The 11,324-nt window shown below is 64.5% G+C and carries 10 protein-coding genes and 1 pseudogene; 2 read left to right on the top strand and 9 right to left on the bottom strand.

The genetic code is table 11. The annotated features are described in order from the left end of the window. Window positions 1-2 precede the first annotated feature (2 nt). The 3 genes and pseudogenes from OHJ17_RS10630 to OHJ17_RS10620 all read right to left on the bottom strand — a co-directional run bounded on the left by OHJ17_RS10630 (window position 3) and on the right by OHJ17_RS10620 (window position 3,274). On the bottom strand, window positions 3-1,154 hold the full coding sequence (locus OHJ17_RS10630) for an acyl-CoA dehydrogenase family protein (RefSeq protein WP_004151831.1): 1,152 nt from the start codon (window positions 1,152-1,154) through the stop codon (window positions 3-5). After that, window positions 1,141-2,236, bottom strand: a pseudogene (locus tag OHJ17_RS10625) (LLM class flavin-dependent oxidoreductase). The gene OHJ17_RS10630 and the pseudogene OHJ17_RS10625 overlap by 14 nt, the downstream one beginning before the upstream one ends. Before the next feature lie 144 nt (window positions 2,237-2,380). After that, window positions 2,381-3,274: a LysR family transcriptional regulator gene (locus tag OHJ17_RS10620; protein WP_004180333.1), complete on the bottom strand. Its 894-nt coding sequence runs from the start codon at window positions 3,272-3,274 to the stop codon at window positions 2,381-2,383. Between the two features lie 106 nt (window positions 3,275-3,380). On the opposite strand from OHJ17_RS10620, the gene OHJ17_RS10615 reads away from it, so the two are divergent. Then, entirely contained in the window at window positions 3,381-3,983 is a 603-nt protein-coding gene (locus OHJ17_RS10615; protein WP_002908526.1) for a cysteine dioxygenase family protein, read from the top strand. Window positions 3,984-3,988: 5 nt separating this feature from the next. Beyond that, window positions 3,989-5,569 carry a rhodanese homology domain-containing protein gene (locus OHJ17_RS10610; protein WP_039818288.1) on the top strand — a complete coding sequence of 527 codons (1,581 nt, stop codon included), beginning with the start codon at window positions 3,989-3,991 and terminating at the stop codon, window positions 5,567-5,569. Between the two features lie 12 nt (window positions 5,570-5,581). On the opposite strand, the gene OHJ17_RS10605 is transcribed toward OHJ17_RS10610, so the two are convergent. From OHJ17_RS10605 to mhpC, 6 genes are all read right to left on the bottom strand, one after another. Continuing rightward, on the bottom strand, window positions 5,582-6,307 hold the full coding sequence (locus OHJ17_RS10605; RefSeq protein WP_039818286.1) for a purine nucleoside phosphorylase YfiH/LACC1 family protein: 726 nt from the start codon (window positions 6,305-6,307) through the stop codon (window positions 5,582-5,584). Window positions 6,308-6,409: 102 nt separating this feature from the next. Further along, complete coding sequence (gene mhpT / locus OHJ17_RS10600) at window positions 6,410-7,606, bottom strand: 3-(3-hydroxy-phenyl)propionate transporter MhpT (protein WP_023282706.1); 1,197 nt, start codon at window positions 7,604-7,606, stop codon at window positions 6,410-6,412. Between the two features lie 75 nt (window positions 7,607-7,681). Beyond that, window positions 7,682-8,698: a 4-hydroxy-2-oxovalerate aldolase gene (mhpE, locus tag OHJ17_RS10595; protein WP_004180340.1), complete on the bottom strand. Its 1,017-nt coding sequence runs from the start codon at window positions 8,696-8,698 to the stop codon at window positions 7,682-7,684. Further along, entirely contained in the window at window positions 8,695-9,645 is a 951-nt protein-coding gene (gene mhpF / locus OHJ17_RS10590; RefSeq protein ID WP_004189514.1) for an acetaldehyde dehydrogenase, read from the bottom strand. Before mhpF ends, mhpE begins: the two co-directional genes overlap by 4 nt. Next, window positions 9,638-10,444, bottom strand: a complete 807-nt coding sequence (mhpD, locus tag OHJ17_RS10585; RefSeq protein ID WP_002908598.1) for a 2-keto-4-pentenoate hydratase — start codon at window positions 10,442-10,444, stop codon at window positions 9,638-9,640. Before mhpD ends, mhpF begins: the two co-directional genes overlap by 8 nt. Window positions 10,445-10,454: 10 nt before the next feature. After that, on the bottom strand, window positions 10,455-11,321 hold the full coding sequence (gene mhpC, locus OHJ17_RS10580; RefSeq protein ID WP_004151837.1) for a 2-hydroxy-6-oxonona-2,4-dienedioate hydrolase: 867 nt from the start codon (window positions 11,319-11,321) through the stop codon (window positions 10,455-10,457). Between the last annotated feature and the right edge of the window lie 3 nt (window positions 11,322-11,324).

Raw genomic sequence — 11,324 nt, 5'->3', positions numbered from 1 at the left:
GATTATCCTTGTGATTGAAAGACGAAGTTGCCGGCTGCCAGCCAGGCGCTGTCGCTCTGTGGGGTATGTACCCGTCCGCAGAGCACATTGCGGTAGTGGCGTTCCAGCGGGTTTTGTCGGCTGAGACCATGATTGCCGGTCAGCTCGAGCGCGATATTCACCGCCTGAATGGCGTTGTCGGTGATGGTGACTTTCGCCAGATTGGCCTCAATGGCGGAAAAGCGCAGCGCGGCGGCCTGCTCCAGCAGGCTGCGGTTGACCAGCAGCAGCCCGGCGATCTGCCCGACTTTCTCCTGCACCCGTGGCAGACGAGAGAGCGGATGGCCGAGACCGGCGGGCACCCGCCCCGCCAGCCACCTCACCAGCCAGTCGTGAGCGGCGTGGGCAATGCTGTCATAGATCGCCGCCAGCAGCGCTGTCTGCCGGTTGGCGAACAGGCGAAACGGTTCGGCCTGGGCGGCGGGTGGCGCATCGGTCGGCCAGACATCCACCGCGTGCTCTGCCGCCACCCGCACGTGGTTAAAAATAACTTCATGGCTGCCGGTGGCCCGCATCCCGGCGTGATCCCAGCTTTTCACCACGCTGATGCCCGGGCTGTCGCCAGGCACCAGCCAGGTGCCCACCAGCGGCGGGTTATCATCGCTTCTGGCCCACACCGCCAGCCAGCGCAGCCCTTCAATGCCGGTGGTATAAATTTTATGGCCGCTGATGTCCCAGCCCTCCGCGCGACGGGTCGCCACGGTGTCCGGCAGGCCGCCCCGCGCCGGGGAGCCCAGCTCCGGCTCGACGCGCAGGCTGTTGATGAGGCCACCGTGTTCGACAGCATCGTGAAAAACCTGCTGGCGCAGCGGCGCGTGCCAGGCGTCATTTTCCGCCAGCCGCAAATGGTGGAGATACTGCATGCAGACGATCAGCGCTGTCGCCGGCTCTCCCCAGGCGATGGCGGCGATGACCTGCTGCAGCTGGGCCAGACTGGCGCCCGCGCCGCCGCAGGATGGCGGCACGGCGAGACTTAACCAGCCCCCCGCACGCAGATGGTCGATATTACGCCAGGGAAACTCGCCGCTGGCGTCAAGGCTGGCCGCCTGCTCCGCCATCTGCTGGCGAAGCGCCGTCAGCTGCCGGGCCCAGTCGTCGCGCTCAGGATGGATCACGATGCGCGCTCCGCCACTGCACGCCGGGCGGCTTTTTCCCGGGCGATCGGCAGCAGCGCCCGGCCATAGTCGGCCGCGTCGTTCAGCGGATCGAAGCCGCGGATCAGGAAGTTACGCACCCCGAGGTCGTAGTAATCGAGCAGCGCATCCGCCACCTGCTCCGGGGTGCCCACCAGCGCGGTGGAGTTATGTCCGCCGCCCACCAGCTGGGCGATGCCGGTCCACAGACGTTTGTCCACCACTCTGCCCTGCGCCGCAGTAGCCCGCAGCCGCTGGGCGCCGATGCTGTCCGGTTTGGCTTTGAACCCGCCTCCGCGCTGCGCCGCCTGCTCGGTGGCGACGTGCAGGATATGCTCGGCTTTCTCCCAGGCTTCGGCTTCGCTGTCGGCGATAATCGGCCGGAACGAGACGCTGAAGCCGATATCACGCTGGTGTTTCGCCGCTTCGGCGCGCACCCGCTGGATGGTCTCGCCGGTTTGCGCCAGCGACTCGCCCCACAGCGCGAAGACGTCGGCATGTTTGCCGGCGACGGCGATGGCCGCTTCCGACGAGCCGCCGAAGTAGATGGGAAGATGCGGCTTTTGCAGCGGGCGAATGGCGGACCAGGCCTGCTCGGCCTGATAGAAATCGTTGTGAATATCCACCGGCTGCTCGCTGGTCCACACCTGGCGCACGGTGTCGAGGAAGGCGTCGGTGCGGGCGTAGCGCTGGTCGTGGTCGAGATAATCGCCATCCCGGCGCTGCTCGGCATCGTTGCCGCCGCTGATGATATGCACCGCCAAGCGGCCCCCCAGCAGGTGCTCAAGGGTAGCGAATTTGCGCGCGGCAAGGGTTGGGGAAACAAAACCGGGACGATGGGCCAGCAGGTACTGAATTTTCTGCGTCGACAGTCCCGCCAGGGCCGTCACCAGAAAGCCGTCGGGTTGATCGGACCAGTGGCCGACCAGCAGACGATCAAACCCGGCGGCTTCATGGGTTTGCGCAAAGCGAACGATATAGTCGCGGTCAAAGATCGGCCCCACCGGGGCAATCGTTTCGGAAGAGAGGCGGTGGCCAATCATGCCGAGAAACTGAATGCTCATGAACAACTCCTTGCGTCAGGGTAATGGAGTGGCCGCGACAGCGGCGCTGGTCATTACCCTATACAGAGCGTGTTAATGAGCAAAATGCATTTTTATCATATCTTAATATGCTTAATTAGCATTAAACAAAAATGCATTTTGCTTTCAGTCGGATACGGTCAGCTGCTGCATCACTTTGCTGGCAAAAAAGGCCAGCGGCGGCTGCAGGTTCGCCAGATACTGGGCGTGGATCAGCCACAGTGAGACCGCAGGCTGAAAATCGCTGAGGCTGAGGACCGCGACCTCGTCCCGCCACGGGCTGCTGGCCAGCGCCGCCCTCGGCACCAGACCCAGCCCCAGCCCCTGCGCCACCAGCGCTATCTGCAGCTGCGCGCCCGCGCTCTCGACGTTGAGCGTCAACCGCAATCCCTGGCTCTGCAGCTCGCGAATGAGCCCGGCGCGCAGGCCACAGCCGTCGGGGTTAAGGATCCAGCCCCGTTCGGCGCACTCCCGCAGGGATGACGCGCGCAAATTCAAACGCCGGCCGACGATCGGCACCACCTCCAGGGGACACAGCAGGCGCCCGCTGTAGCCCTCGGCGAAGCTTTGCTGGGCGGGCCCCATCGCCAGCATGCCGTCCAGCTCGCCGTTTTCCAGCCGGCGCTGCAGCTGTCCGCTCCAGCCGCAGGTGATCTGCGGCGACAGTCCGGGAAACTGCTGGCTCAGCGCCGACAGCGCCGCCGGCAGGGCAATCTCGCTGAGACTCTGCGGCACGCCGAGACGCAGCGCGCCGCGCGGCTCGCCTTCCGGATCCAACAGGCTGTAGAGTTTTTTCGTCTCACGCTTAATGCTCAGACACTGCTCGTACACCCGGTGTCCGGCGGCGGTCAGGGTCAGCGGGCGGGTCTGGCGCTCTAACAGCGTGACGTTCAGCTCCTGTTCCAGACGCTGCAGGCGCCGGGTGATGGCCGACTGGGTGATCCCCAGATATTCCGCGGCCTGATTGAGGGAGGAAAACTGCACCGTGGCCAGCAAAGCGTCGATATCGTCAATGCGCATAGGATCCTTATGTTAAATTTGCATATTAATATATGCGTAAATTGCATTTAAATAATATTAACGCCTCTGTTAGCGTTTTGACCAGTCCCTCTGACAGGAACCGCACATGACTGCACCACGACTGGAAAAATTACGCCATTTCATTCATGAGGTAGACCGCCTGCACCGCGAACACCACCAGACCGCCCCGCTGCTTGACGCCGTGGCGCAGCGGCTGGCGGCGCTGGTGCGTTACGACGACTGGCTGCCGGAAGAGTACACCCTGCCGCATCCGCACCATTATCAGCAGTATCTGCTGCATGCCGACTCCGGGGAGCGCTTCTCGATTGTCAGCTTCGTCTGGGGACCGGGGCAAGCGACGCCGATCCATGATCACCGGGTGTGGGGGGCCATTGGGATGCTGCGCGGCGCGGAGGAAAACCAGCGTTACCAGCTGGATGCCGATGGCATACCGCGCGCGCTGGGCGCCGCCACGCTTCTGGAAGCAGGCCAGGTGGAGAAAGTCTCCGCTGACGATGGCGATATTCATCGCGTCAGCAATGCGCTGGCGGATCGCGTCTCCATCAGCATTCATGTCTACGGCGGCAATATCGGCGCGGTGAAGCGCGCCGTGTATACCCCGGAAGGGCAGCAGAAACCGTTTATCTCCGGCTACTCTAACCGCCATTTACCCAATATCTGGGATTCCTCCCGCGAACATCAAGGATAACCACTATGTCCACCTACGCTTATCGCCAGGCCGCCGGGATCCGCCAGGCGCTGCTCGACCGTCGTGAACTGGCGCTGATCGACGTCCGTGAAGAGGCCGATTTCGCCACCGCTCATCCGCTGTTTGCCGTCAATCTGCCGCTCAGCAAACTGGAGCTGGAGGTCCGCCGGCGGATACCGCGCTTCACCACCCCGCTCACCGTCTACGACAACGGCGAGGGTCTGGCGGAGATCGCCATCGAACGGCTGCGGTCCTGGGGCTATCAGGATGTGGCCCTGCTGGCCGAGGGTCTCGCCGGCTGGCGCCGCAGCGGCGGCGAGCTGTTTCAGGACGTCAACTCCGCCAGTAAAGCCTTTGGCGAGCTGGTGGAAAGCGTGCGTCACACACCGTCGCTCAGCGCCCAGGAGGTTCAGGCGCTCATCGACAGCCGGCAGGAGGTGGTGATCGTCGACGCCCGGCGCTTCGATGAGTACCAGACCATGAGCATCCCCGGCAGCATCAGCGTGCCCGGCGGCGAGCTGGCCCTGCGGGTAGAGAGCCTGACGCCCTCCCCGCAGACGCCGGTTATCGTCAACTGCGCCGGACGCACCCGCAGCATCATCGGCACCCAGTCGCTGATCAACGCCGGCGTGCCAAACCCGGTCCATGCCCTGCGCAATGGCACTATCGGCTGGACGCTGGCCGGCCAGACGCTGGCGCACCAGCAACAGCGGCAATACGATCCCTCCGCCCGCGCCTCCGGCGCCCGGGCCGCTGAGGTGGCGCATTTTGCCGAACGGGCCGGGGTGGCGGTCATCGATGAGGCCACGCTGCAACGCTGGCAGCAGCAGAGCGACCGCACCACCTTCCTGTTTGATGTCCGCAGCCCCGAAGAGTACGCGGCGGGTCACTATCCCGGCAGCCTGAGCGCGCCAGGCGGCCAGCTGGTGCAGGAGACCGACCACTTCGCCAGCGTACGAGGGGCGCGCATTGTGCTGCTGGATGACGATGGCATCCGGGCGGCGATAACCGGCTCGTGGCTGGCGCAGATGGGCTGGGAGACGGCGCGGCTGAGCGCGCTGTCGACCAGCCAGTTGAGCGAACGCGGGGTGCCTGCCGCCGAGGTGCCGCCCGGCCCGCAGGCGGAGGAGATAAGCCCGACGCAGCTGGCGCAACAGCTGGAAGAACCCGGTACGGTGGTGCTCGATTTTACCACCAGCGCCAACTTTGTCGCTCGCCATATCCCCGGCGCGTGGTGGCTAACGCGCTCGCAGCTGCGCCAGGCCCTGGAAGCAATCCCTCCCGCCCAACGTTACGTGGTGACCTGCGGCAGCAGTCTGCTGGCCCGCTACGCGGTGCCGGAGGTGGCGGCCTTGACCGGTAAACCGGTGCAGTTGCTTACCGGCGGGACGCTGGCGTGGATCGCCGCCGGTCTGCCGCTGGCGCATGGCGACAGCGGCCTCGCCGTCGAGCGCCGTGACCGCTATCGTCGTCCGTACGAAGGAACCGATAATTCCGCCCAGGCCATGCAGGCCTATCTGGAGTGGGAGTATGGCCTGGTGGATCAGCTGGCCCGCGACGGCACCCACGGTTTTCGGGTGCTCTAGCGCGAGCCCGCCTCAGGCTTCGCGCATGATCCACGAATACTGAAAGCTCTTCGGCGCCGGAAAATGGGTCCGGCGCCGGTAGGAGCCCAGCGACTGCGGGGTGCAGTAGGTACAACTCCCCAGCCATTCAACGCTCGCCGGCACCACCCCCGCCTCTGCGAAGAGCGCTTCGGCAAAGGCGCGCAGATCAAACCACAGATTATCGCTGCCACGCGCGGCGGCTTTGAGCGGATCGCTGACCGGGCCCGAACGGGAATGGAACAGCCGCTGGCGATGGCGGGCCACCCGGTCACCGCCGGGCTGGTCCAGCAGTTGCTGATAGAATCCGGCGGAGACTTCGTAACAGCAGGGGTGAATATACGGCCCCACGGCGATGACCAGATCGGCCAATGCCACCCCCTGCTGGCGAAAACAGGCCAGACTGTTGTCGACAATACCGCTGACCAGCCCCTGCCAGCCGGCATGCACGCTGCAGACGTAGCGACCGTCGCGCGAGGCGATCAGCAGCGGCAGACAGTCGGCGGTCACCACCCCCACCTTTTGCCCGGCTACCGCGGTAAACACCGCGTCGGCGTGCGGGCGCGTCGGCAGCGGCTGCTGATAATGATGAACCTCATTACCATGCACCAGCTTCACCGGAGCCAGCTCGGCATAGGGAAAGGCGGCGGTTTCATGGACATCAAGAAAAGCGTGGCGGATGCCAGGGATCGCATTGAGCAAACGGGAGGTGTAAGCCATAGGGACGATAAGCGTCAGGGAATGATGTCTTACCTTAGGCCAGGGGACGCGGACAGGCAAGGCGGCGGCCCGGCATTTTTTTACCAGACCGCCGGATGCATATCAGACCATGGCCGCGCGCTGCTGGCGATGCATCAGCCAGAACACCGCCACGCCGGCCAGCACAATGCCCGGCGCCGAGGCCGCCATCACCCCGACGGCGCCGGTGCCGAGGGCCAGCATCTTGCCGGCCAGCAGCGGGCCGCTCATCGCCCCAAGACGCCCCACCGCCACGGCGGTGCCCACCCCGGTGGCGCGGATGGCCGCGGGATAAAAAAGCGGCGCCAGAGCGTAAAGCACACTTTGTCCGCCGGTGGCGAACAGCCCGGCGACAAACCCCGCCAGCAGCATGCCAGTCAGCGACGACGCGCTGCCCAGCGCCAGCAGCGACGCCAGAATGCCGCTGTAGATCAGGAGCGACATCCGCAGCGGGGTGAGCTTATCCATTAGCGCCCCCAGCAGCAGCGTGCCGCAGGCGGCGCCGATCTGCAGAGAGAACATCACCCCCGCCGCCTGGCTGGCGCGGAATCCCTGGCCCACCAGCAGCATCGGCAGCCAGTTGATCAGCATATAGACCACCAGCAGGGTGAAAAAATAACCCAGCCACAACAGCAGCGTAGCGGCGGCCTGGCCCGGGGCAAACAGGGTGCGCAGCGGCACGCTGGCCTCCGCGCGCTGAAACGCCTGCGACTCCGGCAGCCAGCGCATCAGCAACGGGATCAGCAGCAGCGGGACCACGCCGCCAATCCAGAAAATAATCTGCCAGGCCGCGGCGAGACCGGAAAAGCCCAGCGCTGCCGCCAGCGCGGCGCCAATGGGTACGCCGCAGTACATCAGGCTTACCGCCCGGCCGCGGAAACGTGAGCCAGCGGCTTCCGAGGTTAAGGCAATCAGGTTCGGCAATGCCGCCCCGAGCCCGACGCCGGTGAGCAGGCGCGCCAGCAGCAGCGTCGGGAAGCTCCATGCCAGCGCGGTGGCCAGCGAGAACAGGCCAAACAGCAGCACCGACCCCAACAGAATGCGCTTACGCCCGTGGCGGTCCGCCAGCATGCCGCCCACCAGCGCGCCGGGCAGCAGGCCGAGGATCCCGGCGCTGAAGATCCAGCCCATCTGCATTTTATCCAGCGCAAAGGCCTGCGCCATGCCGACGGCGGCGATCCCCGCCGCCTGCAGATCCAGCCCTTCCATCAGGGCCACCATAAAACAGAGCCCGATGGTGACCACCAGGCGCGAGGGGGTTGCAGTCGTTATCTTGGTCATAGGGTACCTTGGCGATAGCCGAACAAACGGAGCAGGTGACTGGCGGCTGATGCTTTGTCAGCCGCACGTTCTTAGTTATTTATTGCGGTTAAGCAGATCCAGCGCGACGTCGACGATCATATCCTCCTGGCCGCCGACCATCCGCCGCTTGCCCAGCTCGACGAGAATATCCACCGCGCTGAGGCCATAGCGCTTGGCCGCCGCTTCGCTGTGGCGCAGGAAGCTGGAGTAGACTCCGGCGTAGCCCAGCGCCAGCGTTTCGCGGTCGACACGCACCGGGCGATCCTGCAGCGGCCGCACCAGCTCATCGGCCGCGTTCATCAGGGCGTAGAGATCGGTGCCATGCTGCCAGCCGAGCTTGTCGGCGGCGGCAATAAACACCTCCAGCGGCGCATTGCCCGCCCCCGCCCCCATCCCGGCCAGGCTGGCGTCAATGCGATCGCACCCCTCTTCCACCGCGACGATCGAGTTCGCCACCCCGAGGCTCAGATTATGATGGGCATGCATCCCGGTGGCGGTCTCCGGCTTCAGCACCGCCTTCAGGGCGCGGAAGCGGTCGCGAATGTCGTTCATGTTCATCGCCCCGCCGGAATCCACCACATAGATACAGGTCGCGCCATAAGATTCCATCTTCAGCGCCTGCTGCGCCAGCGCCTGCGGGGAGATCATATGGCTCATCATCAGAAAACCGACGGTGTCCATCCCCAGCTCGCGGGCAAAGGCAATATGCTGCGCGGCGACGTCCGCTTCGCTGCAGTGGGTGGCGACCCGCACCACCCGCGCCCCGGCCTGATACGCTGCTTTCAGATCGTGCAGCGTGCCGATGCCCGGCAGCAGTAAGGTGGCGATTTTCGCCTGGCTCACGACATCCGCTGCCGCTTCAATCCAGGCGATGTCGCTGTGGGCGCCAAAGCCATAGTTGAAGCTGGATCCCTGCAGGCCATCGCCATGGGCCACTTCGATGGAGTCGACCCCGGCCTTATCCAGCGCGCTGGCGATCTGCTGCACCTGCGCCAGGGAATACTGGTGACGAATGGCGTGCATACCATCGCGCAGCGTCACGTCCGAGATATAAAGTTTTTTACCGTTCATGCTGTCGCTCCCGCCGCGCTGTGCATTGCCCCGGCCATTTGCTCCGCCGTCGCCAGCGCCGCCGAGGTCATAATATCGAGGTTGCCCGCGTACGCTGGCAGATAGTGCGCCGCCCCTTCCACTTCGAGGTACACCGCGGTTTTCAGGCCGGAAAAACAGCCGACGCCGGGCAGGTTGACCGGCCTGTCCTCGGGGATAACCTCAAACTGAACCTGCTGCTTCAGCCGGTAGCCCGGGACGTAAGCCTGCACCGCTGCCGCCATTTCGGCGATCGAGGCGGCAATCGCCTCCTGCGACGCCAGCTCGCTCAGGATGTAGACGGTATCGCGCATCATCAGCGGCGGCTCCGCAGGGTTCAGTACAATAATCGCTTTGCCCTTGCCCGCCCCACCGACTTTTTCAATCGCCTGCGAGGTGGTTTCGGTGAATTCGTCAATATTGGCCCGCGTGCCCGGCCCGGCGGATTGGCTGGCGATCGAGGCCACAATCTCCGCGTAATGCACCTTCGCCACTCGCGAGACCGCGGCGATCATCGGGATGGTCGCTTGCCCGCCGCAGGTCACCATATTGACGTTGCCCTGATGGAGATTGTCCGCGAGGTTGACCACCGGTACGCAGTACGGGCCAATCGCCGCCGGCGTCAGGTCGATAACGCGGATCCCCGGCTTCGCTTCGCGCAGCGCGGCATCGTTTTTGATGTGCGCCCCGGCGCTGGTGGCGTCAAAAACAAAATCGATGTCGGCAAATTCCGCCATCTGCATCAGGCCGCCCACCCCTTCGTGAGTGGTCGCAACGCCCAGGCGCCGGGCGCGGGCCAGGCCATCCGACTGCGGGTCGATGCCGACCATCACCGCCATCTCCAGATGCTGGCCGTGGCGCAGGATTTTAATCATTAAATCGGTGCCGATATTCCCGGAGCCGATAATGGCGACTTTACGTTTACGCATCACGATCTCCTTCTCCGGCGGCAACGAAGCGTGCCGCGACTGAGCCAATACCTTCGATATGGGCGACAAAGCTGTCCCCCTCGTTAATCGTCACCATCGGGCCTAACGCCCCGGTCAGCACGATATCCCCGGCCCGCAGCGGTTCGCCGAGACTCGCCAGCTTGCGCGCCAGCCAGACTGCGGCGTTCAGCGGATGCCCCAAACACTCGCTGCCGCGGCCGCTGGAGACCAGCTCCTGGTTGCGGGTCATGTGCATGGCGCACTGCTTCAGATCCAGTCCCGCCGGACGCTGCGCCGGGCCGCCAATGACGTACAGGCCGCAGGAGGCGTTATCGGCGACGGTGTCGACAAAGCCGATTGACCAGTCGCGAATCCGGCTGCCCACCACCTCCAGCGCCGGCAATACCCATTCGATGGCGTTATACAGTTCATCAAAAGTGGTATCGGCATGCGGCAGATCCTGCTTCAGCACCAGGGCGATCTCGGCCTCCACCTTCGGCTGCAGCACGCGGCCAAACGGCACCTCGGCGTTGTCGCCGTAGCACATGTCGGCAAACAGGGTGCCGAAGTCCGGCTGATTGACGCCCAGCTGCTGCTGCACTTTGGGATGGGTCAGGCCCACTTTGCGGCCCACCACCCGCCGGCCATGGGCCACGTGGTGCTGGACGTTCAGACGCTGGATGGCATAGGCGGCGTCGGCATTGTCGACGCCGAGAATATCGCGCAGCGGGGCGATCGCCTGGCCGCTCTGTTCCGCGTCGCGCAGCTGCCGGGCCAGCGCGTCAAGAGAAAAAGTCATCATTTACTCCTTAAGCCCGTGCGAGGAAATTGAGCACCAGCTGATTAAAACTGTCGGCATGTTCCCACTGCGCCCAGTGGCCGCAGTCGCGGTAAATATGCAGTTCCGAACCGGCGATCCCGGCGAGCAGGCGCAACCCGGCGTCCATCGGCACGAAGCGGTCATTGCGTCCCCAGACGATCAGAGTTGGCGCGCTGATTTCGCCCAGCCGCGGGCCAAAGTCAGGAAACTGCTTCGGGTTGGCTTCCAGGCTCTTGACGAAGTTGTCCAGATGGTCGCGGCGTGACAGCATATTGTTGAGACGCGCCTCGAACAGCGCCTCGGTGAGGTCGCGGGTGTCGAAGACGAAGATGCTCATCATCTTTTTGAGGTTTTCAATGGTCGGCTCGCGGTACAGGGCGTTCAGCAGCTTGATGCCCTCGGTCGGCATCGGCGTGAACAGGCTCATGCCGCCGGTCCCCCCGCCCATCAGCACCAGCTTAGCCACCCGCTCCGGCCAGCTCAGGGTGAAGGCCACCGCGCTATGGCCGCCCATCGAGTTGCCCAGCAGATGGACTTTATCGATCCCCAGCTGATCGACCACGCTTTTCAGAATGCGGGCGTTGAGATCCGAACGCGAGCCGCTGTTGACGATAGCATCGCTTTTGCCCCACCCCGGACAGTCGAGGAGCAGCACGCGATAGCCCGCCTCGACCAGCGGGTCAATATTGCGGCTGAAGTTGGCCCAACCGGTGGCCCCCGGCCCGGAGCCGTGCAGCATGACCACGGTCTCTTTCCCGTCGCCGCAGTCATTGATATGGATACGCAGCGTGCGGCCCCCCTCGTCGACATTGAGGAATCGGCTGGTGGCGGCTTCGGTTTGCGGTTGATAGCTCATGTT

The sequence above is a fragment of the Klebsiella sp. KP20-425-1 genome (assembly GCF_025813515.1).
Classification (GTDB): domain Bacteria; phylum Pseudomonadota; class Gammaproteobacteria; order Enterobacterales; family Enterobacteriaceae; genus Klebsiella; species Klebsiella pneumoniae.
This window is presented reverse-complemented; position numbering and strand designations above follow the sequence as displayed.